The sequence below is a fragment of the Mesorhizobium sp. WSM4810 genome (assembly GCF_055811235.1).
Window position 1 is genome coordinate 441,210 of the sequence record NZ_JBVVQV010000001.1, and the last position, 23,254, is coordinate 464,463.

Here is a 23,254-nt window from a genome sequence, read left to right on the forward strand (position 1 = left end):
CCGCCGCGCTGCCTTCACCCCCCCAAAAACGCCGGACGGTCCGGCAAATATAATTTTTGCGCGGGGCCCCCGCGATAAACCCACACCCAGCTGGGCCGCGACGCGGGCGCCGCGAGACGGAAAGATATCAGCCAGTTCGCCGGTCATGGTGAATGCGTTGAGATCGGCGCCGGCATAGATCGGAGCGGTTTCCTCGAATGCCGAGGTCAGGGTATGGAGCCCTAGCCAAAGCGGCGTGGCGATCGTTACAGCCTCAACGATGCGGCCGTCTTGCGCACGCGTCACCTTCAGATGGGCGCCGCCAATATCGAAGCCGGCAACGATGCTCTTTCTTTTTTCCACACTTCAAGCTTTCATCATAGTTGGTCAGGGGCAGTTGGTCAGCGAGAAAAAGAGCGTTGCGTATCATTCCGGTTCTTGACCTGAAAGGCGGCGAGGTGGTGCGCGCCCAGCAAGGAAAACGCGATCGCTACAGGCCGATCGTCACGCCGCTTAGCCAAACTTCCGATGTCGTTGCGGTCACTGAGGGCCTGCGCCGGCTTTACCCTTTTCCGACCTTCTATATCGCCGATCTCGATGCCATCGAAGGCGGAACGCCAAACAGCGGCGCGCTTGCCCGGCTGAAGGCGATGGCGGAGCCGCCGGAGCTTTGGGTCGATGCCGGCGTCACCGACGAGAAAACACTTTCGGCGGCACTTGCCGAATCTTGGCTTTGCCCGGTCGTGGGGTCCGAATCGCAGCAGGACGACGCGCTGTTGCGGCGTTTTTGCGATCATCCGGAGCTTATCCTGTCGCTGGATTTCTTCGACGATGGGTTTCGCGGTCCGGCATCATTTCTCGACGAGCCGGCGCTTTGGCCGCAAAAGGTGATCGTCATGACATTGGCCAAGGTCGGTTCCGCCACCGGTCCCGATTTCACGCGGCTCAAGGCCATCAAGACGAAGGCTGGAAGCCGCTCCGTCATCGCGGCCGGCGGGGTGCGCAATGAGGCTGACATTCGCGCCCTTTCGTCACTCGGTATCGCCGCGGCGCTGGTTGCGACCTCGCTGCATGACGGCACGCTCACGCCGGGGCACCTCGCAGCGCTTGTCACCTGACAAACGCTGGGCACCTGACATTCGTGTGGCCTCGAACTTCGGCCGCGGAAACAGGGCCTTGTAGAGCGGCGGGCCGTCAAGTCGATCGTCTCGCCGCTCTATCTCTTTGCTGGAGCATCGGATTTCCCAAAACCGGTCCACCCTCGGGTCAGGCCCGAGGGCAGGCTCTTTGTCCGGTGCTCTAAAGGCCCAGAAGCTTTTTCAGGCGGCGCAACAGACCATCCGGCTCCGCGGAGGGTTTTGCCTGTGCGGGGCTGTCTCTTGTCTAAGCCGCGAACGGATGCTTCACTTGGTCCCGCTTATCCGTGGCTTCGGCGGCCGTTGGCGTTCCTGCAACGGCGCGTTGGATGGCTTCCTTCGTCGCTTCGTAATTGTACTTCTGGATCTTGGCGTCGTCGGCGGCGTCCCAATGGATGAAAACGCCGACGCAGATGAACAGGTCGTCCGCCTCATTGGCAGGAATGGTCCCATCGGCGACGCTGTCCTGCACGGCCTTTGCGACTGCATGCTGGGCCGGGCCGAACATCTGCACCGCCTGCTTGGCGCCCTTGATCGTGACCTTGTTGAACATCACGGTGTTGGGCTTGCACTGAAGATTGGGCGCGATCACCGCCAAAAGGGACGTAAAGCCGTCCTTGTTGTTGGTCAGCGCGTTGCAAAATGCTGTTTCGACTGCGCTCCCCCGTGGGCCGATGAGCAGGTCGACATGCGCCACTTCGTTGCCGTCTCCTACGAGCGATTCACCAACCATTACTTTCGAGATCTTTGCCATGCCAATTTTCCTCCAAGACACAGTTATGGTGTCCAAAGACGCCGCAAACCGAGCGAGCGCTCGATGGACAGCTATCCTTGTTGGCAGCGCCCGGGGATCCGGACCGGTTGGCTGGATAGCCGCGGAAGCCCAGCTTCCGCTCCTGAAAGTCAACCACCAACGTTGCGATTATGCAAGCTGAACGCCGAGAGTGTGGACTAAAAGAGTAGCCACGGTCAGGTCGGCCGAGGTGCCGGGGTTGACGTTGTTCGCTTTCAGCCGGCGGTCGAGCTCCATGAGCAGACGAATGCGTGACGCCTCGTCGTCATTGCCATGCAGTGCCGCCTCAACGGCAAGGGCTTGTTGCCGCGCCTGATTTGCGACTTCAGCGCCATGGTTGCGCACCACATGACTGTCCGGGAAGACGGCGAGAAACGCCATATAGGCGAACACCGTCGGCCACATGCCGCCTTCGCCGCGTGCCAAGGCCGCTTGCAGAGCCGCAAGCCCGACGCCGAACACGTCGCCGAAACCGGTAACATATTGGCGGGCGATCATGTCGCGGTCGGCCGCCTCCCACATGGCGTCGAGCAGATGAACCTTCGGCTCCTGCCGCACATCGTTCTCGGCCTCTCCGAGGCCGCCCGGCGCGGCGGCGACGATCGCCTCGAATACAGCCCTGGTATCGTCGATGCTCATCGCGCGCAGCACCGCGTCGAGATTATCGCGCAGGCGATTGTCGTGCAGTTGGGCGCCCGCCATTTCGGCGGCGCATAGCAGAGGCCCAGCAAGAAGGATGATGCCGAGATTGGTATTGGTCGCGACCGCCAGGCGCGTCGCGCGGACCGCTTCCAGCATGCGCTGTCCGACCGGCAGGCGCGGATCGGTCAGCGGGACGGACGAGACCTCGGCGCTGGTCATGAACTGGGCGGCGGACATGCCGTGCCCGTCGGCGAACAGATGGACGTTGCCCGGTTTCAGCGCCTCGATCTCCATCCGGCAGGCGTCCTTGTAGGCAGCCCGGAGGCGTTCTCGCGAATGCGCCATGCCGTCGGTCACGAATTCGCCGGCGCGGTGAGGCGGTAGGGTCGCGCCGCCGCCGCCTCTGGGTGATCAGCTGGGCGATCAGCCAGGAATTTCAGCAGGGCGTCGGCAATCGCATCGGCGATGTTGACCGCGACCACCGATTGAAGCCCGGACCAGGCGGGCATGCTGTTGACCTCCAGCACCAACAGCTTGCCGTCTGCCGCCGGCACGATATCGACGCCGGCGAAATCCGCTGAGATAGCGGCGGCGGCGGCCCGTGCCAGCGCCGCCAGTTCGGTTTCGCCATGCCCCGAAACCTGCCCCGAGACTTGCTCGGGCACCGCCCCGCGATTGACATTGGTGATCCAGTCGTCGCCACGGCGGCTCATCATCGCCAAAACCTCGCCGGCGCAGACGAAAACGCGAAAATCGCGGAAAGGAGGGCCAGAACGCGGCACGTAATGCTGGAGATAGTAGACGCCGTTCACCTCGTCCTCGGCGGGGAGGTCGGACAGTGTTTCGATCAGCCGGATGCCGCGGCCCTGGGCGCCGAAAAGCGGTTTTAGCACCAGTGGCGCGAACGGCAGTTCGCGTCTGGCGACCGCTTCGGCCATGGCAAGACCCTCGACCGCGAATGTCGGCGGCGTCGGCAGGCCGGCATTCTTCAGGAGGAAGGTCGTCATCGACTTGTCGACGCAGCGTTCTATCGCCTGCGCGGAATTCCACACCGGAATGGAAAGCTTGCCGAATGCGTGCAGCACGCCGAGACGCCGGGTGACCGCTTCGAACGATCCGGCGGCGATCGAACGGACAAGCACGGCGTCGGGCAGCGCGCCGTCGAAACCGGGGATCGACAGTCCGCTCGGGCTGCCGGTGTCGAACGCGATCGCCGCCAGCGGCACGGTTGCGACCACGGCGCCGCGCCGCTCCAGCCTTGCCGCCAGGCCCTTGGAGCGGGCGTCCGAGACGTCGCTGACGATCAGGATGCGAGGGATCATGTCACGCCTTGGATACCGGTATACGGAAAGCCGGAACGAATGCCCCGGCAGGCGGATGACAGACCGATCCATTGCAGCGCCATGGTCTAACCGAGGCTCCGTTCGAGCATCTGCAGATCACGCTCGCCGGCGCGGAACGTATCGCCGGTCTCGATCGCCGTGACGATCACTTCGGCCGGGCTGAACAGCAGCGGATCGATGGCATAGAAATCTCCCTTGAACCGCTTGAAGACTTCGGCGAAGGGGTGGCCGTGGTCGCGCGAGGCGCGGCTCGGCAATCGCTCCGCGAGTTCGCTGGCGTCTTTCGCCGAGCCTTTTACGAAGAGCTGGACGCTGCCGCCATAGATGATGGCGTCGTTGGTTCTGCCCATGGCGGTCAGAAAATCCGGATGCGGGGCGGGGATGGGCGCCGTGCCGATGCCGTCGACAACGTTCTCCAGCGGAAATTTGAGATCGTTGGTCTTGTGCAGGGCAACCTCGAGCGCGCGCGCAACGATCTGCACGCCGCCCGCCAGGCTTTGTGTCGGCGCATAGAGGAAGGTGAGCTTTTCGGGTGCCAGTCCGGTTGCCCTGCTGACCTTCTCGACGATCGCCTGGGGCGGCGGTTTTGCCGTCTCCAGGATCAGCACGGCGGACGACGCGGTGTCGCGATAGGAGAGTGTTTCGAACAGCGGTTCGACGCGGGCGCGCGCCCGCGCCGGTCCCGATCCCATGGCAAAATAATCCTGGCTCGACAGGTTCCAGCCCGCATACTGGCTGCCCAGGCAGGCAAGCACCGGCTGCGACGACCGCACTTCGATGGTGAACGGCCATTTTGGCGACGCACGGTCCATGCACACCGAAATGCTGCCGAGGCCGCCCATCGCGGCTTCCGCCATGCGCAGCCCGGCCTCGACGCCGCCGGCGGCCTTGGCGCCGGCGTCGATCAGGCACTCGCCCAATGGCCCGGTGGAAACGCCGATACGCAGGCGTTCGGCGTCGCCGATCATGCCGTCGATGATGCGCTGCGCATTGTCGTTGAGGAATGCCGAACCGTCTTTCATGTCCGGTCTCCTTCCCATTGGTGTTGCAATCGGCTGGCTTGTCCCTTGATCAGCCGCCTGGTCAGATCGGCGCTCGGACCGCGCGCGAAGATGGTGCAGACCGGATCGCCGGCGATCAGTCGGGTGCCGGGCGACTGATGGTCGGCAGTCCATTCAGGCCAGGCAATCGATGGAAAGCGGGCGATCGGCGCCGCCGCATAGGTCACCATCGACGCCATCGAATCGACGAAGCGCGGCAGACGGTATTTCTTGCCCGCCGCGGCGCGCAGATGCGCTTCGATCAATGGCGCGTCGGCATCGTCGAAAATGTCGAGCGTGGCGCCGGGCCGCGGATTGATCTCGATGAGCTTGTAGCCATCCGGTCCGCGAATGAGATCGGCGCTGCACAATCCAACCAGGCCGGCGCGACGCGCCAGACCTGAAAGCCAGCCGCGGATCATCGCCGCCCGTCTGCGATCGAAGCGCCTCAACCGCACGGCGCCGCCATAGCGATAGGGCGCTGCCGGGGCAGGCGACGCCCATTGTTGGCTGAAGCCGACGATGTCAGCGCTTTGGCCGTCGCCGACGAACAGGGCCGAGATGCTGCGACCGGCAACGAAACGCTGAAAATAGCGGCCGCTAGGAGCCTGACACTGTAATATCGGGGTTTCTCCGGCGGCCCGCCTGATATGCGCGCCGCCGGCGCCGCCTGCGGTCTTGACCACCCAGTTCTCCGGATCGGGCGGCGGGTCCCATCGGAAGTCCGGATGCGGGATGCCGAGTTCGGCGCAATCGGCGGCCAGCAATTGCGGGTCCTTGATCCTGCGGATCGCGGCGCCGCTGTTGCCGGCGAGCGGAAAATGGCGCGCGAACTCGTCGACGGTCTCCGTCATCCGCTCGAAGCCCGAGCCCAGGACAATGGCGACCGGCTGGTCGTCTCCGGCCAGTTGCCGAAGCGTCTCGATGATGCGCTCGCCGTCGATGCCGCCTTGCAGGTCGCCCGGCAGCATCGTCGCGCGCTCGGCAAGCGCGACCGTGTCGGTATCGCAAAAGAAATCGGCGACCAGCGGACGATAGCCGGCGCGGCGCGCAGCGGCAGCCAGCGCCCGGCCTGAAATCGCCGCGATCAGGAGAGATCCGGCGTTATTTGGCAATCTCGCGTGCAAGGGAAAATGCTTCCTGGAAATCGAGCGTGATGGTTTTTTCGGATTCGATCATTCTTTTGAAGAGGCCGAATTCGACCTTGTATTTCACGTTGCCGATGGCGAGCGGACCAATGCCGACAGCTTTTGCCGCTTCGAGCGGATCGCCATTGGCATTGACGGCCACGCCTTCGATGCCGGCCGGCGGGACCGCATTGACGTCGGCGGCAATGAGCAGGCCGTCGCCTTTCAACTGGGCTTTTGAGACCACCTGGACGCCGGCCTTGGCGCACGCCAGGATCACCTCGCTCGCCTCGACCAGCTTCGTCTTGCGGGCGTCGCTCGATCCGTCGGCCGCATCGACGGCGGTGTTGAACCGGCTTTTGATCTCGGCCGCGATCTGCTTGACCCTTTCGATGCCGTCATGGCCGACCAGGGTCACCCGGGCGCCTTCCCTGGCGGCGATCACGGCGGTGCAGAAGCCGACGACGCCGGTGGCGCCGAAAACAGCGATCCTGGTGTCTTTCAGCCCGCGCTCGAATTTCTTCTCCAGCGCTTTTTCGACCTTGGCCACCATCGCCGCGGCCGTGGTGAACGAGCCGGCCGGATCGGCGAATACCGAGACCTGGAAAGGCGGCACCATCGCTTTTCGCGCTGCCTCGAACATGTCAAGCGCCAGCGAGGCATCCTTGCCGGCGATAAAAATGCCGGTATCGACGCCCACATCGGGCGGGCGCGAAAAGATCGCGTCCTGCACGAGGCCTGTCACCTCTCCCAGGCTTACATCGACATAGGGGACGACGGCGTCGAAGCCTGCATCGAGCGCCATGTTCACGTCGAAAGGGCTCATATGCTTCAACGGCGTCAGCATGTGTAGGATATGTTTGCGGGCCATTTCTCGCCTTTCTTCTTGAACCTGATCGCGTTGCCCAGCCGTCAGCTGCCGACGAGGTCAAGTCTGGTCGAACTGATCTTCGCGCCGGAATTCCTGCCCTTGACGATCCTGATCTCGATGCCGTCTTCAACTGTCTGCCGAACCGCGTTGACGAAGCTGACTGCAGCGTCTTGCGATGGGGCAAAGGCAAACCCTGTCGGCCCCCACGAGCTCTGGCCGATGCCGACAGCGCCTGCTTCGTTGAGAGCGTGGGCCACGTTCTCGACCCGCCTGGAGGTGAACACGCCGCCTTGCGCCGGGGCGAAATGGGTGCCGATCAGCATCTGGATCGCGGTGACGGCGGCGCCGAAAGCCGGCAGGTCGTGCTCGACAAGAGCCGGCATGATGCCCATCAGCACCCGCCGGCAGATCTCGCCGCTGCCGGATGCCGGGAAGGGCGGCAGCGAACGAAATGCCGCGATCTCGGCATCGCCATGCAGTCCATGCCCGCTATGGTCGAGGATCAGGATAACGCGCCACTCTTCCGGAAACGGCAGTCGCGCCACGACCGGCGGCGGCCTGCCGCTGTCGTCCTTGCCAGCGTCGACAATGACGCCACCGCTTTCGAAGCTGGCGATGCCGATGCCGGATCGTCCGCCGCGATCGAGCAGGGTCGCATCGCTGCCGATATCGAGCGGCAGTTTGTGGAGCGTGCGCAACGCCGCGGCGACGGCAAGGGCGATCTGCGTGCCGGAGCCCAGGCCGGCATGGCTCGGGATCGACTGTTCGACCACCAGACGGTGCTGACCGCGAATGCCGAGATGGCTGCAGAGCGTCGACAGATGTTCGCCGGCGCGCCGACTCTCGGCACCTTCGACGATGGTCTCGCTGGACCGTGACAGGGTGACGATGGTTTCGGGTTCGCTCAGCGGCAGCCCGACGCTGCCAAAGCGACGCCCGGTATCGCCGTTGAGATCGAGGAAGCCAAGATGCAGGCGGGCGGGCACTTGTAAGGTGACAGAATTCGACATCTACCCCCCGATGGGTGCATCATAGACGCATCATGGAAGTTTAGGTGCCCGTCGCCATGATAGCTGTTTTCGTCGAAGGGGCAAGCCGCAGAGAGTGCATTCGTTTTATCTTCTTTTGGCTCGGGGCGAGAACGGACCGGGCAATTCGCGGAGGTCGAGATGAACGAGACGCCCAAGGAAAAGGTCTATTCGGAAGCCGAGATTGCCGACCGGCTCGAGAAGGAACTGCCGAAATGGTATTACGAGAACGGCTGGATCCGGCGCAAATATAAGACCCACAGCTGGAAATCGACACTGATGGTCATCAACACGGTCGGCCATCTCGCCGAGGCGGCATGGCACCATCCCGACATCACGGCTTCCTATGCCTGGGTCGAGGTGCGCCTGATGAACCATGCGGCCAAGGGCATCACCGACAAGGACTTCGAGCTGGCCAAAAAGATCGAGGAGGTCGTCCAGTGGCAGCCGGCCCGGGAAGGCGGCGCGCTGGAAGGCACTCCGCCGACCGATCAGCGCTTCGCTTACATCAAATATGATTAAGCGCGGTCGGAATTTGTTGATGGCGTATAAAAACATTCGCTAATCTGCTGAGAGACTGTTTGGAAACTCTACTCTGGCGGCCATCTGATGGCGTTTTCTGCGCTTCCGGTGCTCACGGATCCAAATGTCCGCTGCGCTCCGGTTCTCGAAACCACCACCATATGACTCACCAGAGCGAATTTCGAAACAGTCTCTGACAGGCGGGGTTCACGGCCGATCCAGTTTCGTCTAGGATCGGGCCGGCACCAGAAAGTAGCGTAGTGAATGGCGGTTGCTTGGATCGGCAACCGGGAAACGCTGGTCGAGCGCGCGGCCGCACATGCCGCCGCGCTGTTGGGGTCAAGCCGGTGCCCGGTTTTCAGCCTGGATACGGATATACACGGCACCAGGGCGGCGATCGCGCTGGCTGAGCGGGTTGGCGCGGCATACGATCATGCCGATGGCGCGGCAGTTTCCCGGGAGGCCGCGCTTTTTACCGACAAAGGCGCGATGACCGTCGCGCCCGGCGAAACGCGCCGGCGCGCCGATGTCGTGGTGATCGTCGGCGAACTCCCGCAGATCCATCATCAATTTGTCGGCGAGCTTGCCGAGACGGTTCCCGACCTCTCGGCCAAGAATCAGCGCGAGATCTTTCTGGTCGGGTCGAAAGAAACGTCTGCGCCGCGGTTGAGCAACGGGCGGACGGCGACGCTGCTGTCCTGCGGCGAGGCAGGCCTCGGCGCGACGCTGGCGGCACTGAGGGCGCAGTGGAGGGGGCGCCAGACATCGCAGCCGGTGTCGAATTTCGACGATTTCGCCAAAGCCCTGGAGGCTGCGCATTTTCCCGTCTTCCTGTTTTCAGGCGACGCAACCGAAGGGCTGGCGCTGGAGATGCTTCAGGGACTGGTCAGCGATCTCAACCGCAAATCACGCGCATCCGGCCTGCATCTGCCGGCGAGCGAAAATGGCTGGGGAAGCGCGCTCGCCTCGACCTGGATGACCGGTTTTCCGCTGCGCACCGGCTTTGCGCGCGGCTTCCCGGACTTCGATCCCTGGCGTTACGATGTCGCGCGCATGATCGCCGCCGGCGAAGCCGACCTGCACCTGCGGATCTCGTCCTCGATTGTCCAGCCGCAGAAGAAAAGGAACCGCATGGCGCTGATCGCCCTGGCGAAAACGCATGAGCCGGTCGCGGGTGCTGCGGTCACCATCGCCATCGGCGAAGCCGGCGTCGATCACCAGGCGGTGGCCTATTCCAGCCGCACCGGTTCGCTAAGGTCGGTCGCGGCGCGAGCGGCGTCGGAACTGCCCTCCGCTGCGACCGTTATCCGGCTGGTTGCCAGTCATGTCTCCGCCGAGGCGGCGTTGCCATGCTGACGAAAATCGCCGGCGGCGACATCATCGATCCGGTCAACGGCCGTCTCGGCAAGGGCGACCTGTGGATCAGCGACGACAAGATCGCTGCGGCGCCGGCGGCGGGCGCTGCCGACCGGACCATCGACGCAGCCGGCTGCATCGTGATGGCGGGCGCCATCGACATCCATTCCCACATCGGCGGCGGCAACGTGAATACGGCACGGCTGCTCCTGCCCGAGCAGCATGCGGCGCACCAGGCGCGACCGGCGACGACGCCGCTTTCCAATGCCGGCTGGTCGACCTTCCAGACCGGGTGCCTCTACGCCAAGATGGGTTTCACCACGGTGGTCGAGCCGGCGATGTCGCCGGGAGCCGCGCTTCACACCCATCTCGAACTGGCCGACATCCCGATCATCGACAAGGCGACGCTCGCCATTCTCGGCAACGACGATTTCCTGCTGTCGATGATCCGCGACGACGCCTCCTCAACGATGATCGAGGACTATGTCGCCTGGACGGTCGCCTCGACGCGGGCGCTTGGGGTCAAGGTGATCAATGCCGGCGCGGCGGCCGCCTTCAAGGAAAACGTCCGCACCTTCTCGCTGGACGATGTGGTGCCTTCCTATGGCGTCAGCTCGCGCAAGATCGTCAAGACGCTGCAGGCGGCCGTCGACAGCCTTGGCGTCCCGCATCCGCTGCATGTCCATTGCAACAATCTGGGCAGCCCCGGATCGGCGGACACGGCGGCCGCCACGATCGCAGCGGCGGAAGGATTGCCGCTGCACCTCGCCCATCTCCAGTTCTATGGCTACGGCACGGAAGGCAAGCGCAGGTTTTCCTCGGCCGCGGCGCGCCTTGCCGAACTGGTCAATGCGACGCCGGAAGTCACCATCGATATCGGCCAGGTGATGTTCGGCCAGACGGTCACCATCTCCTCCGACGTCATGCGGCAGTTTTCGGCGCGTGGCAGTGCGCAGCCGAAGAAATCCGTCATTCATGACGGCGACGGTAATGGCGGCGGCATCGTGCCCTACCGCTATGGCAAGGATTTCTATGGCACGATGCAGTGGGCGATCGGGCTCGAGCTTTTTCTCCTGATCGACGATCCGTGGCGTGTCTTCTTCACCACCGATCATCCCAACGGCGCGCCCTTTACCGCCTATCCGGCCCTGTTCGAGCTGCTGATGAGCCGGGAAGCGCGCACCGAAATGATTGCCGGACTTCCAAAATCCGCCATAGCGCTCTCCACCCTGGCCGCAATCGACCGCGAATACACGTTCGAGGAAATCGCCATCATGACGCGTGCTGCCCCGGCCAAGCTGCTCGGGCTGACGGATCGAGGCCATCTCGGCGCCGGCGCTATCGCCGATATCGCTGTCTACCGCAGGGAGGACAATATCGCGAAAATGCTGGGGCAGGCGGCGTATGTCTTCAAGGATGGCGATCTCGTCGTGCAGGACGGAGAGATCACCCATTACCGCTGGGGCAAGGCGCTCAGGCTCAATCCGCCGCCGGACAAGGCGATGCTGCGGCGCTTGGAGGATTATCACCAGCAGCGCTACGGCCTGTCGCTGGACTGGTTCAATTTCCCGGAATCGGCGATCGCGCGAGAACAGCCATTCGGCGAGGTTGCATGCCGAACGTGAGCGTAAATGGCATAGTGATCGACGATACCTTTGCCGAGGCCTTCGGCATGCGCGCGACCGCCATCATCATCACCGCGCCGAACCGGAAATGGGCGCGCCAGGCGGCGATCACCATGACCGGCTTTGCCACCTCGGTGATCGGCTGCGGCTGCGAAGCGGCAATCGATGTCGAACTGGCGCCATCGGCCACACCGGATGGCCGGCCCGGCTGCCGCGTGATGATCTTTGCGATGGGAACAGACGAACTGCAGAAACAACTGCTCAATCGCGTCGGCCAGTGTGTCTTGACCTCGCCGGGTTCCGCCTGCTTCGCCGGACTGCAGGGCAGCGCCGAGCTGAAGCTCGGTTCGGCGCTGCGTTATTTTGGCGACGGCTGGCAGATCTCCAAGAAAATCGGCGGCAGGCATTTTTGGCGCGTTCCCGTCATGGATGGCGAATTCCTGTGCGAAGCGACGACCGGGCTGACGAAGGGCGCCGTCGGCGGCGGCAATTTCTTCGTCATGGCTGAAAGCAGCGCCAGGGCCTTGGCTGCCGCCGAGGCCGCGGTTGCCGCGATCGGCCTGGTGCCGGGCGCGATCGTGCCGTTTCCGGGCGGCATCGCTCGTTCGGGTTCCAAGATCGGCGGTAAATACAAGGGCATGATCGCCTCGGCCAACGAAGCCTATGCGCCGACACTGCGCGGTGTCGTCAGGAGTGAGCTCGGTGCCGACATCAACGCCGTCCTGGAAATCGTCATCGACGGCGAGACCAACGATGCCGTTGCCGCCGCGATGAAGGCCGGCATCAAGGCCGTCATCGAGCTTGGGCCGAAGCGAGGCGCGGTTCGCATAAGCGCCGGCAATTACGGCGGCAAGCTCGGCAAGTTCATCTATTCGCTGAAGGATATGCTGCCGTGAAAGCGCTGACCTTCACCCTTGTCGCCGAGCCGCCCGAGCGCCTTGACCTGTCGGCGCTGACGCCGGAGCGGCTTGCCGGGATCGAAAGGCGCGATATCGAAAAGATCCAGATCGGCACGTCGAAGCATGGCTCGAAGGTCGGCGATATCTTTCGCGTCGCCGGCAACGATCCGCTGGACATCGTCTTCGAAGGCGGCAGCGCGCGCCTCGACCGTGTGGCGGAAGCCATGCGGGGCGGTTCGGTTCGCGTCGTCGGCAATGCCGGCGCCCAGGCCGGGCACGCCATGCGCGGCGGCATGCTCACGATCGAAGGCAATGCAGGCCCGCATGCCGGCTCCGGCATGCGCGGCGGCAGGCTTGAAATAACCGGCAACGCCGGTGATCACCTTGGGGCGCCGCTCGCCGGGGAACTGGCCGGCATGAATGGCGGCGTGCTGATCGTCAGGGGCAAAGCCGGCGCTTTTGCCGCCGACCGCATGCGGCGCGGCCTGATCGCGGTGCTGAAAGGCTCGGGCGACAATGCCGGCAGCCGCATGATCGCCGGCACGCTGGTGGTGGCCGGCGGCACCGGCGAGATGCCCGGCTATCTGATGCGTCGCGGTTCGATCCTGCTCGATCGCGCGCCGAAAAGCCTGTCGCCGAGCTTCGTCGAATGCGGCGCGCCGGAGAGCGTCTTCGCCGCCGTCATCGATCGCCATCTGATCGCAAGTGGTATTTTGAAACGGCCGCTGCTGGGCAACGCGCCGCAGAAATACGGCGGTGACAACGCGGTGCTTGGCATGGGTGAGGTTCTTTTCCCCCCCTGAGGCGTGCTGCTGACGCCCTTGCGGTAAGCCGCGATGGATGATGGCCGGCATGTCTGCTGGGTCAACGATCGTCGTTGGCAATCAGTTTCGTCAGGCAATCCCCCGCCTGGCTCTCCGGCAGGCCGAGATCTCTGACACTGTCCATGTGGTTGCGGTTGGCGAGAACAAGCGACGTTACCGGCAAACCCTGCTGCAGCAGGTGGACTTTGAATCGATCTGCTTGCTGATGGAAAGCCGGCGTCTCGTTGGCTCCGACCAGAACCATCGCCCTGGTTTGAGGGTCATGCCGATGGGCAAGCGGTGTAAACCTGGCGACTTCCTCATCGGTGATTGCAATCTCGTTGGCGAGAAAGGAGTTTTGGAGCGGTTTCAAATCGTAGAGCCCGCCGAGCAGAAGGGCGGCCCGCACATTCGAGGGGCTACGCTCGCTGTTGAACAGGAACGTTGCAAGATGGGCTCCAGCCGAATGACCGCTGACGGTGAGGTCTGCCGGGTTTCCGCCATGGTCGGCGATATGGGCCAGAACCCACTGCTTGGCGCGGCGCACCTGGTCGACGATCGTCGCCATCCTGACCTTGGGCATCAGAGCATAGTCGACGATGGCGGCAATCGCACCGGCCTGGGTAATCGTCGCCGCGACGTATGAGTAGTCGCGCTTGGAGAACATCCTCCAGTAGCCGCCATGGATAAACATGTGCACCGGCAGGCCGCTTGTTTTGCCCGGGGGAAAGAACAGGTCGATGGTTTCGGTCTGATCCGGCCCATAGGCAATGTCCGCTGTCATCGGGATGGTTGCGCGGACGGCCTGGCTGCGGTGAACGATGTCCTGGACGATTTTGTCAAAATCGGCGACATGGTTGCGGATGCGGAACGGATCGTTTTGCACTCTTCCTCCGCTCAGATGCTGATGGCGAGGTATTTCGCCTCCATGAACTCGGCAATGCCGTGATGCTGGCCGCCCTCGCGGCCGAGGCCGCTCTGCTTGACCCCGCCGAACGGTGCTGCCGGATCGGACATCAAGCCGCGGTTGAGAGCGACCATCCCAGCTTCGATCCTGGATGCCACCCGCATTCCACGCGCAAGATCGCGCGTGTAGATGTAGGCGGCAAGACCGTATTCGGTGTTGTTGGCACGCGCGATGATTTCGGCTTCCGTTTCGAAGCTCGAGATCGGCGCCACCGGCCCAAAAATTTCCTCGTGCGCCATCTCCGCCTCGGCCGGGACGTCGCAGAGCACGGTCGGCGGATAATAGTATCCCGTTCCGGAGCCTGCCTTGCCTCCGCACAGCACCCGCGCGCCACGGGCGACAGCATCGTTGACCAGGCGGTCGATCTTGTCGACTGCCTTCCTGGTGATCATCGGTCCGCACTCCGTGGCCGCGTCCGTGCCGGCGCCGATCGTGAGTGCCGACATCCGCCTGGTGAGGCTTTCGCAAAAGGCATCGTAAACGCCGGACTGGACATAGATGCGGTTTGCAGCCGTGCAGGCCTCGCCGGCGTTGCGCATCTTCGCTACCATCGCCCCATCGACCGCCGCGTCGAGATCCGCGTCATCGAACACCAGGAATGGCGCGTTGCCGCCAAGTTCCATCGAACACGAAACCACGTGCTTTGCGGCCTCGGCCAGCAGAACGCGCCCGACTCCGGTCGAGCCGGTGAAGGAGAGTTTGCGCACCCGCGGATCGGCCAGCATCGCGGCCGTCACCGGGCCGGGATTGGAGGTTGTCAGAACGTTGACAACCCCTGGCGGAACACCTGCTTCCTGGTAGAGCGCGGCGAGCGCGTAGGCGGTGAGCGGGGTCTCGCTGGCCGGCTTCAAAATCACCGTGCACCCGGCAGCCAGGGCGGGCGCGATCTTGCGCGTCGCCATGGCGGCAGGAAAATTCCAGGGTGTGACAAGGACGCAGATGCCGATCGGCTCGTAGTCGACGACGATGCGGTTGGTGCCGGAAGGCGCCATCCCGAATTCGCCGGTGATGCGAACGGCTTCCTCGGCATTCCAGCGAAAGAATTCCGCAGCATAGGCGATCTCGCCACGCGCGTCCCGCAGTGCCTTGCCGTTTTCCAGCGAGATCAGGGTGGCCAGCGTCTCGCAACGCTGCGTCATCAGCTCGAAGCAGCGTCTGAGGATTTCGGAGCGCTTGCGGGGCGCCGTCGTGCGCCAGCCATCGGCGGCCTTGGCTGCAGCCTCGACGGCGGCTGCGGCATCTTCGATCGTCGCATCGGGAACCGCAGCGATCACCGCTTCCGTGGAAGGGGCGACGACCTGGATTTCCCTGCCGTCGGCGGATTGCCGCCATTGGCCGCCAATATACAAGCCGTGGGAGAATCTATGGAAGCCGGCAGTGTCCTGCTCGTCCTCCAGCAGCTGATGAGATATGTTCATGGCCTGCTCCTCAATTGCTCACATGACACAGGCGGCGAGGTCGCCATCATAGGCGGCCTGGATCAGGCCGCGCATGGCTGCCGGATCGAAAGGACGCGGATTGTTCTTGATGAGACGGTCGATGCCGAGCGCCTGTTCTGCCGTCCAATCGAGCTTGTCGGCGGGAAGCCCGAGCCTGGCCAGCGTAGGCGTGATCCCGATCGCTGCAAACAGCCGGCCGATCTCGTCGATCGTCGCGTCGGCCATCTCGGCGGTGCTCCGGTCCTTGCCGTCGAGACCAAGGGCAAGGCCGATCTCGGTCATCTCGGCGGCCGCGGCGGCCCGGTTGTACTTCATGACATACGGCAGCATGGTGGCGACACCCAGCCCGTGAGCGGTGTGGGTAAGGGCGCCGACCGGATATTGCACCGCGTGCGCCGCCGCCGTTCCGGCCGTCCCGAACGCGCAGCCGGCTGCAAGCGCGCCCATCATCACATCGGCGCGAGCGTCCTCGTCGGCGGGGGCGCGGCAGGCCTTCTCGAGACTGCGGCCAAGCAGCTTGATCGCGAGCAGCGCAAAATGATCGGTCAGCGCGCTCTTGCCGATGAAGACATGCTGTTGCGGCAGGCTGGGGTCAGTGCCGCGCCTGGCGGCGGTAAAAGCCTCGACCGCATGGGTCAGCGCGTCTGCGCCGGCGATCGCCGTCAGTCCCGGGGGACATGTCATCGTCAGTTCCGGGTCGCAGATGGCGGCTGCCGCGATCAGATGCGGGCTGGAGATGCCTACTTTCATGGTGCGATCCGGATCAGAAATCACCGCGACAGGGGTCACTTCCGAGCCGGTGCCGGCTGTCGTTGGCACCGCGATCAGCGGCAGCGTTGGACCAGGCACCTTGAACTCGCCGTAGTAGTCCTGGAGCAGGCCGCCGTGACTGATGAGCAACGCGGCGCATTTGGCCATGTCGAGACAACTGCCGCCGCCGATGCCGATCACCATGTCGGGCGCAAAATCCCGCGCCTCCTCGACGCAGGCGGCAACCGTGTCGCGTGGCACATCGGGCTGCACACGGTCGTGCACCAGCACAGCGATCGATGCGCTCTTGAGCGCCGCGATGATCTCGGCGAAGGCGACGGTTGCGGCAAAGCGCTCGTCCGTGCAGACGAGAGCGCGCTGGCCGTGCCTGGCCGCAACGGTTGCAATGACATGGCGCTGGCCCTTCCCGAAGAGGATTTCACGCGGCAGCCTTATGGCAGCGAAAAGGCTCATGGTCTTGCGTCCCTCGATGATGGTGGAAAGGCGAAAGCTCGCCGAGCTCCCAAGGTATCCTCTATTAAATCGTATAGGATATAGGATTGTATTGAGCGAAGCATCGTGTTAGCCAGTGATCCTGTCAAGAGGCAAAGATGCAGGTCACGAACGCAACCAATGCCCGAGAAGTCGACCCCGCCAGCGGGCGCATCCAGCGATCCACCAGCCTGGTGGAGGACGTCTATGAAGCGATCTTCGCGCAACTCATGTCGCTGAAGATCGCGCCTGGCTCACGGATCACCGTCGACAGCCTGGTCAAGGAACTCGACGTATCGCACACGCCGATCCGTGAAGCGCTTGGCCGCCTCGAAGGCGAAGGCCTTGTGCTGAAGACACATTTGATCGGCTACCGCGCCGCGCCGCAGATAACCAGGCGCAGATTTGACGAACTCTATGAGCTTCGCCTGCTGCTCGAGCCGCATGCGGCGGCCAAGGCAGCCGCATTGATGGATGAGACGAAACTTGCGGTGCTTGAGGAGTCCGCAGGCGGCATGGCGCGCCGCGAAGGCAAGGATGAACGCCTGCGTTACTCCAACTTCGCGCGGCAGGACGCCATTTTCCACGACCGGATCATGGAATTTGCAAACAATGAACTGGTGCGCGAAACCCTCGCGTTCCAGCATACGCACTTCCATATCTTCCGCCTCATGTTCCATTCGCGCGTCACCGAGGAAGCGCTCGACGAGCATCAGGCCATCCTGGCCGCCTTCGCTGCCTCTGACCCCGCTGCGGCGGAACAGGCGATGCGCCGTCATATCGAGCATTCCCGTGATCGTTTGCTGCCGGCGTTCGATGAGGCTGGCACGATGTTTGCCACCGTCGGGAGCGGCGCCGTCAAGTTGAATTCACCGTTTATCAACGCGAGCAAACGTCCGGGAGATCCCGGATAAAACCCTTCCATCCAAAAAACGAGGAGCCGACCATGCCAGGCAAGAAAATACTGATGTTGACCGGTGAGTTTACCGAAGAATACGAGATCTTCGTCTATCAGCAGGCGATGGAGGCGGTCGGCCACATCGTCCATGTCGTCTGTCCTGACAAGAACGCTGGCGACCTGATCAAGACGTCGCTTCACGATTTCGAGGGTGACCAGACCTACACCGAAAAACCCGGCCACTACGCGTTGCTGAACAAGACCTTTTCGGAGGCGGAAAGACAGCTCGACCAGTATCATGCCGTCTATTGCGCCGGCGGCCGTGGCCCCGAGTACATCCGCACCGACAAGCGTGTGCAGGCGATGGTTCGCCATTTCCACGAGACCAGGAAGCCGATCTTTACCATCTGTCATGGCGTCCAGATCCTGATCGCGGTGGACGGCGTCGTGCGTGGCAAGAAGGTCGGTGCGCTGGCTGCCTGCGAGCCGGAAGTGACGCTGGCCGGCGGAACCTATATCGACCTGTCGCCGACCGAGGCCTATGTCGACGGGACGATGGTCTCGGCAAAGGGCTGGACCGCACTTGCCGCGTTCATCCGCGAGTGCCTGAAGGTGCTGGGAACGGAAATCCGCCACAGCTGAAGTCGATCGTCCGATGCATCCCAAACGGGATGCATCGTGATTGCCAGATCTGTCGCTGCAGTCAGGGCTCGGCAGGCCTGAGATGCGTTACGGCTGCTTCGGCCGCGTGGCGGCCGCCAGTGCGTCGATGTCGTCGTAGAGCGCCTGGCTGTGATGGTAGAGCTGCTCGAAAACCGGTTGGGTGCGGCTGTAGATCTCGACCCATCCGGGGTCCGGCAGGATTTCGGCGCCGTAGCTCACGAAGCGCTCGGCCGCCTGGTCGACGCGCGAGAAGCGGCCTGTCGCCGTCGCGGCCATCGCGGCACAGCCGACAATGCCGCATTCGGGCTCCCGCGGGACCAGGATCGGAATGTTGAAGGCACTGGCCTTGATCTTCAGCCAGAGTTCGGTGCGCGCCCCGCCACCGGCGGCGATAACGCGCTCCAGCGGCCTGTTTGACGCCTGTTCCATGATGCGGATGTGGCGGGTCATGGCAAAGGCGATGCCTTCCAGGATCGAGCGGTGCAAATGCTCCATGCCATGCCCGGCGCCCAATCCGAAGAACTGTGCGCGGGCGTTGCGATGGCGCCCCAGGCGTTCGCCGGTGAGAAAGGGCATGAAGAGCAGCGCGTCGCAACCGGCCGGCGTCTCGGCGGCGCGGGCGACGATCTCGTCATAGGACAGCGCGTTGCCGTGGAAGGCACGGCGTGCCCAGCGCATGCCGTCGCCGCCGGTCTCCAGCAGCACGAATTGCCCCCAGTTGCCTTCGACCGTCGCAACGTTCGAGATTTCCGGGTCAAGCAGCGGCTTCTCCGCGATAACAGTGATGATGGCGCCCGTGCCGGTGCTGTCGGAACCCATTCCCGGGCGACAGGCGCCTGAGCCGAGCAGTGCCACCGGATAGTCGGCGCCACCGACCAGCACCGGGGTTCCAGGGCGCAGGTCGGTGTCGAGCGCCGCCTGTTCGGTGACGTGGCCGACGACGTCCAGCGGGTTGCGGATCGGCGGCAGCTTGGCGGCGTCGAGACCCATGCGCTCAATCATCACCGGCGACCAGTCGAGCCGCTCTGGGTTCATCAGGAAGCTGCAGGACGCGTCGCCTGTATCCATGGCGACCTCGCCGGTCAGCCGGTAGTTGATGTAATCCTTCGGCATGATGGCGACTGCGCTGCGGGCGTATGCGGCGGGATCGTTGTCTCGGACCCATTGCAGTTTGAAGCCCGGCCATGCCGGGGTCGGCGTGTTGCCGCTTTCGGGCAGGTAGCTGTCCGGCTGGTTCGCTTGCTCGAAGCGACGGACGAGATGGACGGTGCGCTTGTCGTTCCAGAGCGGTGCCGTGTCGCGCGTCAGCGCTCCGTGCGCGTCGAGCAGGACCAGCCCGTGCATCTGCCCGCAGACGCAGATGGCGGAGATGTTTTCGCGGGCGCCTTCGACGCGGTCCAGCACCGTCTTGACGCTCGCTCGCGCACCCTCCCACCAGTCGAGTGGCCGCTGTTCGGCCCAGCCGAATTCCGGCACGATCTGGTCGTGCTCGCGCGACGCAAGCTCGAGGATCTTGCCGGCGACATCGATCAGTGCGGCGCGGACGCTGCCGGTGCCGACGTCGATGGCGAGGAAAAGCTCGCCGCTCATTTCGGAAGAGTCCTGAGATGGGCAAACATGTGATCCTCTGTCTATCGGTCAGAGTGAGCGCGGCGTGACGAGACCCACGGCATCAGCCTTTCGCCGCTTCGATGGCGATGCGCGACATCTCGTCGAAATCCGGTCCCGACACCGGGATCGCGATGTCGAAGACCTCTGCGATCACCTGCGTCCAGCCATGCAGGAAATATGTCCAACCATCCTCGATCTGCAACTGCTGTCGGGCCTGCTGCCGCCTTGCCTGGTCGAGGAAGATCAGGTCGCCGCGATAGTTGAGATCCCAGGCAATGCCGCGCTTGGGGAAAACGCCGTCACCGGTAATCGGCGAGCCAGGCGCGTCCTTGCCAAGTCCGGTCGCGTTGATCGCCAGCGAGCCTGGTTTCAGCGCCGCCAACGTCTCGTCATTGACCTCGGGTCGGTCTGCCAGGACATATTCGATCTCGACCGTCGACATCATGTCTTTGTGGATGCGCTCGATTTCATCGAGACGCGGCTGCCAACGGTCGCTGACAATGATGCGCGAAGGCAAGTCGGCGCCACGCTCCTTGCGCATCAGGTGCCAGGTGATCGCTATCGTCGATCCGCCGGCGCCCATCGACAGGACCTCCGCGCTGGTGTCCGCAAAATATCCCGCCGGAATGAAACCGTCTATCGCAAGGCCCGAAGAGATCGGATCCTTGGCATGGCAGACGAGTTTTCCGCCCCGCTTCGACAGGCAACTGGTCTCGTGCATCAGGCAGGCGTGCGGATCGATCACATCGAACAGGTCGCGCGCTGCGTTGAAAAGATCGATCTTGTGCGTGGTGACCAGCGCGCCAAGCGACTGCGGGTCGGATTTTATGAAGGAGACGACCTCACGGTAGGCCTCCGGATCGGCATGGAGTGGAAAGTCGATGCCCCTGAGAACCGCATCCTTGAGAACCGCTTCCTTCAGCCCGAGGTGGCGCGCCCATGCCGGGAAAACCCGCATGATCGAGCTGCTCCTCGTCGTGACGCCGATAAAATAGAATGTCGGCTGGGTGGCCGGCCGATAGCGGCTCATTTGCCATTCTCCCGGATTTTCTCCGCGCGCAGTGCAGCAATGCTAAATGAAGCAGCGATCTCGTAGCGAGCCTTCATGCCGGCGCCGTGCCGGATTGTTGCCCATAGAGGGCAGAGATCAGCTTTGCGTCACGCGGTCGCCAATCCGGGTTGTCGACTTGCCTCCAGCCTCCATCGCCGGCGACCACGCGCGAGCGCATGCCTCCCGATCTCGCGATGATCTCGTAGTCCTGCCCTGAATCGGCGGGGTAGCAGAACAGCATCACCAGATCGCCTTCCCCGACATTGATCGAGCGGTGGATCCAGAACGGCGGAACATAACAGACGGTCTGGGCGTCGATCGGCAGGATGCGAACCTCGCCCTCCGGCGACTCCATCAGCATGAGACCGTGTCCTTTCTGGCCATAGTAGATCTCGGGCCGGTCGGCCTGCCTGTGGATGTGACCGCGCGTCATGAAATATTCGTCGCCGACCTTGCCTGGCCCCATGTGCGTGACGCCGAAAATCAGGTCGCCCGACTGATCGGTTGGTCGGAACTCGGAGACCTCGTAGACGATGCGCTCACCCCATGTCACGCGCATGGCTTCGAACGCCGCGGCGTCAGCATAGAGCCCGTCCAGATCGCGGAAGCGCTTCTGGTAGCTGCCGGTTGCATTTGCCATCGCACCAGTCGACAGGTCGACCTTGCATCCAATGGGCTCAAACAGTCTCGTCAAAGGACTACCTCATACTGCATTGCAGGTGGCGTCGGCGCTGATCTGGCCCGCACCTCCTGCTATCGACAAGACCACTTGCTTTGCAGGGCACGATTTGCTCTCCCTGTGCAGACCAGCCTGGAGGTTGCTGGATTATGGCAGATTTCGACCACGAAGCACACGACAGTGGGTTGGGCGGCATGCCGCATCCGCTGTCTTAAGCAATCCGGGAGAGCCGCCTTGCTCCTCCAAGTCGCCTTCGACAAGCCTGAACACCTGGCTCTGCTCGCGCAGATGAAGGAATTTGCCGACATTATCGAGATCGGCACGCCATTGCTGAAACGCCTCGGCCTCTCGGCCATCACCACAGCGCGCGAGCTCTGCCCTGAAGTCATGGTGTTGGCTGATACCAAAACCGTCGACGCCGGCCGGTTCGAGGCTGATATGGTATTCGGCGCCGGCGCCGCATTCATGACGGTGCTGTCGTGTGCTTCGCCCGCCACGCATGAGGCGGTCGGAAAACGTGCCGCAGCCTTCGGCGCGACGGTCGTCGTCGACACCATCACCGAGGCGGGCAAGGCAGAATTGATTCCCTTGAATGCTGTCTTCCCCGAAAGCTTCGGCTACATCGCGGTCCACTCGCCAACCGATGCGCGGCTGGCAGGCAACACCTCCACCTCACATATCGACGCCGTGAGAAAGATGCATGATCGCGGCTTTCTGGTTTCGCTCGCCGGCGGGATCGGCCCCGACACGCTGGAAGCGGTGATCGCAGTCGAGCCTGAAATCCTCGTGGTTGGCAGCGCCATCACAGAATCCGCAAGCCCGAAAGAGGTAGCCCGATGGATTCGCGACAGATTGCCCAATCCAGGCCGTGGCTGGCCGTGGGACAGGAGATAACCGAAGTTCTTGGCCGGATCGACGCCGACGCCTTTGCATGGCTGGTGCAGGCGTTCGATGATCCCGATCAGCGATGGTTCTTTTCCGGGCAGGGACGCTCCGGCCTTGTCGCGCAGATGGGTGCGATGCGCTTCATGCATCTTGGCCGAACGGTGCATTTCGTCGGTGAGGTATCGGCGCCATCGATCCGCGAGGGCGATGCGCTGCTGATCATCTCCGGCTCCGGGGAAACGCCGGTCAGTACAGGCTTTGCCCGCATCGCCAAGGCGGAGGGCGCCAAGGTCGTTACGCTGACGCATCAGCCGGCCGGGACCCTGGCCGGCATTGCCGATGTCACGCTGCATGTCCCTGTCGAGGGTTCGAAACAGTTTGGCGGCAGCCTGTTCGAGCAGTCCTGCCTCATCCTGCTCGACAGCATTGTGCTCTTCATGGCCCAGCAGATACCCGACGCGCGCAGACTGATGCTGCACCGCCACACCAACTTGCAGTGACCATGCCGACGGTGGTGAGCATCGGTCACGGGGATTGTCGATGCGGTGGAATATTCCCCAGGCAAGATCGAGCGGTTTTCTGGCGACTCCGCGCTAAAACCGATGCGCGCTTTTGGGCGACATGCATTAGCCGGGAAGCCCGTGGGGCAGCTCAC

22 protein-coding genes and 2 pseudogenes are annotated in these 23,254 nt (G+C 63.4%); 10 read left to right on the forward strand and 14 right to left on the reverse strand.

Annotated elements, in window-relative coordinates; translation table 11 throughout:
• Positions 1 to 342: pseudogene (locus AC0L3O_RS02120) on the reverse strand (hydantoinase/oxoprolinase family protein); the annotation flags it as partial.
• Positions 343 to 398: 56 nt separating this feature from the next.
• Between AC0L3O_RS02120 and AC0L3O_RS02125 the strand changes: the two are divergent.
• Positions 399 to 1,097 (forward strand): HisA/HisF-related TIM barrel protein, encoded by a 699-nt coding sequence (locus AC0L3O_RS02125; protein WP_128173316.1) that lies wholly within the window; start codon positions 399 to 401, stop codon positions 1,095 to 1,097.
• A 265-nt stretch (positions 1,098 to 1,362) separates the two neighbouring features.
• Here the strand turns inward: AC0L3O_RS02125 and fae are convergent, their stop codons facing one another.
• The 7 genes from fae to AC0L3O_RS02160 form a co-directional block, all read right to left on the reverse strand.
• The gene (gene fae / locus AC0L3O_RS02130; RefSeq protein ID WP_023797737.1) at positions 1,363 to 1,869 is read right to left on the reverse strand and encodes a formaldehyde-activating enzyme; all 507 of its coding nucleotides are present in this window, start codon (positions 1,867 to 1,869) and stop codon (positions 1,363 to 1,365) included.
• Positions 1,870 to 2,037: 168 nt separating this feature from the next.
• Positions 2,038 to 2,907: a triphosphoribosyl-dephospho-CoA synthase gene (locus AC0L3O_RS02135; protein ID WP_473614642.1), complete on the reverse strand. Its 870-nt coding sequence runs from the start codon at positions 2,905 to 2,907 to the stop codon at positions 2,038 to 2,040.
• Positions 2,904 to 3,872 carry an ATP-grasp domain-containing protein gene (locus AC0L3O_RS02140; protein WP_128173315.1) on the reverse strand — a complete coding sequence of 323 codons (969 nt, stop codon included), beginning with the start codon at positions 3,870 to 3,872 and terminating at the stop codon, positions 2,904 to 2,906. Before AC0L3O_RS02140 ends, AC0L3O_RS02135 begins: the two co-directional genes overlap by 4 nt.
• An 86-nt stretch (positions 3,873 to 3,958) precedes the next feature.
• Complete coding sequence (gene mch / locus AC0L3O_RS02145) at positions 3,959 to 4,915, reverse strand: methenyltetrahydromethanopterin cyclohydrolase (protein WP_473614643.1); 957 nt, start codon at positions 4,913 to 4,915, stop codon at positions 3,959 to 3,961.
• A complete protein-coding gene (locus tag AC0L3O_RS02150) occupies positions 4,912 to 6,048 on the reverse strand; it encodes an ATP-grasp domain-containing protein (protein WP_287180476.1) in 1,137 nt (378 codons plus the stop codon). The genes mch and AC0L3O_RS02150 overlap by 4 nt, the downstream gene beginning before the upstream one ends.
• Positions 6,038 to 6,931 (reverse strand): NAD(P)-dependent methylenetetrahydromethanopterin dehydrogenase, encoded by an 894-nt coding sequence (locus AC0L3O_RS02155; RefSeq protein WP_287238754.1) that lies wholly within the window; start codon positions 6,929 to 6,931, stop codon positions 6,038 to 6,040. The genes AC0L3O_RS02150 and AC0L3O_RS02155 overlap by 11 nt, the downstream gene beginning before the upstream one ends.
• Before the next feature lie 41 nt (positions 6,932 to 6,972).
• Positions 6,973 to 7,941: a beta-ribofuranosylaminobenzene 5'-phosphate synthase family protein gene (locus AC0L3O_RS02160; protein ID WP_128173312.1), complete on the reverse strand. Its 969-nt coding sequence runs from the start codon at positions 7,939 to 7,941 to the stop codon at positions 6,973 to 6,975.
• Positions 7,942 to 8,100: 159 nt separating this feature from the next.
• Here AC0L3O_RS02160 and AC0L3O_RS02165 point away from each other — a divergent pair, with 159 nt between their 5' ends.
• From AC0L3O_RS02165 to AC0L3O_RS02185, 5 genes are all read left to right on the forward strand, one after another.
• On the forward strand, positions 8,101 to 8,481 hold the full coding sequence (locus AC0L3O_RS02165; protein ID WP_128173311.1) for a 4a-hydroxytetrahydrobiopterin dehydratase: 381 nt from the start codon (positions 8,101 to 8,103) through the stop codon (positions 8,479 to 8,481).
• 264 nt (positions 8,482 to 8,745) lie between these two features.
• Positions 8,746 to 9,837: a molybdopterin-binding domain-containing protein gene (locus AC0L3O_RS02170; protein ID WP_287238751.1), complete on the forward strand. Its 1,092-nt coding sequence runs from the start codon at positions 8,746 to 8,748 to the stop codon at positions 9,835 to 9,837.
• Positions 9,831 to 11,462 (forward strand): formylmethanofuran dehydrogenase subunit A, encoded by a 1,632-nt coding sequence (locus AC0L3O_RS02175; RefSeq protein WP_287364401.1) that lies wholly within the window; start codon positions 9,831 to 9,833, stop codon positions 11,460 to 11,462. The genes AC0L3O_RS02170 and AC0L3O_RS02175 overlap by 7 nt, the downstream gene beginning before the upstream one ends.
• Positions 11,450 to 12,358 (forward strand): formylmethanofuran--tetrahydromethanopterin N-formyltransferase, encoded by a 909-nt coding sequence (gene fhcD / locus AC0L3O_RS02180; RefSeq protein WP_128173308.1) that lies wholly within the window; start codon positions 11,450 to 11,452, stop codon positions 12,356 to 12,358. The genes AC0L3O_RS02175 and fhcD overlap by 13 nt, the downstream gene beginning before the upstream one ends.
• The gene (locus tag AC0L3O_RS02185; protein ID WP_473614645.1) at positions 12,355 to 13,164 is read left to right on the forward strand and encodes a formylmethanofuran dehydrogenase subunit C; all 810 of its coding nucleotides are present in this window, start codon (positions 12,355 to 12,357) and stop codon (positions 13,162 to 13,164) included. The genes fhcD and AC0L3O_RS02185 overlap by 4 nt, the downstream gene beginning before the upstream one ends.
• Positions 13,165 to 13,225: 61 nt before the next feature.
• Here AC0L3O_RS02185 and AC0L3O_RS02190 read toward each other — a convergent pair whose 3' ends face one another.
• From AC0L3O_RS02190 to AC0L3O_RS02200, 3 genes are read right to left on the reverse strand one after another with little or no spacing between them, the layout of a single operon-like run.
• Complete coding sequence (locus AC0L3O_RS02190) at positions 13,226 to 14,050, reverse strand: alpha/beta hydrolase (protein ID WP_473614647.1); 825 nt, start codon at positions 14,048 to 14,050, stop codon at positions 13,226 to 13,228.
• 11 nt (positions 14,051 to 14,061) lie between these two features.
• Positions 14,062 to 15,549 carry an NAD-dependent succinate-semialdehyde dehydrogenase gene (locus tag AC0L3O_RS02195; protein WP_473614648.1) on the reverse strand — a complete coding sequence of 496 codons (1,488 nt, stop codon included), beginning with the start codon at positions 15,547 to 15,549 and terminating at the stop codon, positions 14,062 to 14,064.
• Between the two features lie 18 nt (positions 15,550 to 15,567).
• Positions 15,568 to 16,794, reverse strand: a complete 1,227-nt coding sequence (locus tag AC0L3O_RS02200; protein WP_473614649.1) for an iron-containing alcohol dehydrogenase — start codon at positions 16,792 to 16,794, stop codon at positions 15,568 to 15,570.
• 137 nt (positions 16,795 to 16,931) lie between these two features.
• Between AC0L3O_RS02200 and AC0L3O_RS02205 the strand changes: the two are divergent.
• Together AC0L3O_RS02205 and AC0L3O_RS02210 are read left to right on the forward strand one after the other, a co-directional pair.
• A pseudogene (locus AC0L3O_RS02205) lies at positions 16,932 to 17,633 on the forward strand (GntR family transcriptional regulator); the annotation flags it as partial.
• A gap of 125 nt (positions 17,634 to 17,758) precedes the next feature.
• Positions 17,759 to 18,352, forward strand: coding sequence for a DJ-1/PfpI family protein (locus AC0L3O_RS02210; protein WP_023797753.1), 594 nt, complete (start codon positions 17,759 to 17,761; stop codon positions 18,350 to 18,352).
• Between the two features lie 87 nt (positions 18,353 to 18,439).
• On the opposite strand, the gene AC0L3O_RS02215 is transcribed toward AC0L3O_RS02210, so the two are convergent.
• The 3 genes from AC0L3O_RS02215 to AC0L3O_RS02225 form a co-directional block, all read right to left on the reverse strand.
• Positions 18,440 to 19,963, reverse strand: coding sequence for a xylulokinase (locus tag AC0L3O_RS02215; RefSeq protein WP_473614651.1), 1,524 nt, complete (start codon positions 19,961 to 19,963; stop codon positions 18,440 to 18,442).
• Between the two features lie 82 nt (positions 19,964 to 20,045).
• Positions 20,046 to 21,014, reverse strand: a complete 969-nt coding sequence (locus tag AC0L3O_RS02220) for a shikimate dehydrogenase (RefSeq protein WP_473614652.1) — start codon at positions 21,012 to 21,014, stop codon at positions 20,046 to 20,048.
• A gap of 73 nt (positions 21,015 to 21,087) precedes the next feature.
• Positions 21,088 to 21,729, reverse strand: a complete 642-nt coding sequence (locus tag AC0L3O_RS02225) for a glucose-6-phosphate isomerase (protein ID WP_473614654.1) — start codon at positions 21,727 to 21,729, stop codon at positions 21,088 to 21,090.
• 105 nt (positions 21,730 to 21,834) lie between these two features.
• On the opposite strand from AC0L3O_RS02225, the gene AC0L3O_RS02230 reads away from it, so the two are divergent.
• Both AC0L3O_RS02230 and AC0L3O_RS02235 read left to right on the forward strand, forming a co-directional pair.
• Entirely contained in the window at positions 21,835 to 22,608 is a 774-nt protein-coding gene (locus tag AC0L3O_RS02230; protein ID WP_419694065.1) for an orotidine 5'-phosphate decarboxylase / HUMPS family protein, read from the forward strand.
• On the forward strand, positions 22,593 to 23,099 hold the full coding sequence (locus AC0L3O_RS02235) for an SIS domain-containing protein (protein ID WP_473614655.1): 507 nt from the start codon (positions 22,593 to 22,595) through the stop codon (positions 23,097 to 23,099). The genes AC0L3O_RS02230 and AC0L3O_RS02235 overlap by 16 nt, the downstream gene beginning before the upstream one ends.
• Positions 23,100 to 23,254: the final 155 nt, after the last annotated feature.

What these genes read in the sequence shown, in the direction of transcription:
- fae (WP_023797737.1), bottom strand. Translation starts at nt 1,869, where the DNA reads ATGGCAAAGATCTCGAAAGTAATGGTTGGTGAATCGCTCGTAGGAGAC.
- AC0L3O_RS02140 (WP_128173315.1), bottom strand. Translation starts at nt 3,872, where the DNA reads ATGATCCCTCGCATCCTGATCGTCAGCGACGTCTCGGACGCCCGCTCC.
- mch (WP_473614643.1), bottom strand. Translation starts at nt 4,915, where the DNA reads ATGAAAGACGGTTCGGCATTCCTCAACGACAATGCGCAGCGCATCATC.
- AC0L3O_RS02155 (WP_287238754.1), bottom strand. Translation starts at nt 6,931, where the DNA reads ATGGCCCGCAAACATATCCTACACATGCTGACGCCGTTGAAGCATATG.
- AC0L3O_RS02160 (WP_128173312.1), bottom strand. Translation starts at nt 7,941, where the DNA reads ATGTCGAATTCTGTCACCTTACAAGTGCCCGCCCGCCTGCATCTTGGC.
- AC0L3O_RS02165 (WP_128173311.1), top strand. Translation starts at nt 8,101, where the DNA reads ATGAACGAGACGCCCAAGGAAAAGGTCTATTCGGAAGCCGAGATTGCC.
- AC0L3O_RS02170 (WP_287238751.1), top strand. Translation starts at nt 8,746, where the DNA reads ATGGCGGTTGCTTGGATCGGCAACCGGGAAACGCTGGTCGAGCGCGCG.
- AC0L3O_RS02175 (WP_287364401.1), top strand. Translation starts at nt 9,831, where the DNA reads ATGCTGACGAAAATCGCCGGCGGCGACATCATCGATCCGGTCAACGGC.
- fhcD (WP_128173308.1), top strand. Translation starts at nt 11,450, where the DNA reads ATGCCGAACGTGAGCGTAAATGGCATAGTGATCGACGATACCTTTGCC.
- AC0L3O_RS02195 (WP_473614648.1), bottom strand. Translation starts at nt 15,549, where the DNA reads ATGAACATATCTCATCAGCTGCTGGAGGACGAGCAGGACACTGCCGGC.
- AC0L3O_RS02200 (WP_473614649.1), bottom strand. Translation starts at nt 16,794, where the DNA reads ATGAGCCTTTTCGCTGCCATAAGGCTGCCGCGTGAAATCCTCTTCGGG.
- AC0L3O_RS02210 (WP_023797753.1), top strand. Translation starts at nt 17,759, where the DNA reads ATGCCAGGCAAGAAAATACTGATGTTGACCGGTGAGTTTACCGAAGAA.
- AC0L3O_RS02215 (WP_473614651.1), bottom strand. Translation starts at nt 19,963, where the DNA reads ATGAGCGGCGAGCTTTTCCTCGCCATCGACGTCGGCACCGGCAGCGTC.
- AC0L3O_RS02220 (WP_473614652.1), bottom strand. Translation starts at nt 21,014, where the DNA reads ATGAGCCGCTATCGGCCGGCCACCCAGCCGACATTCTATTTTATCGGC.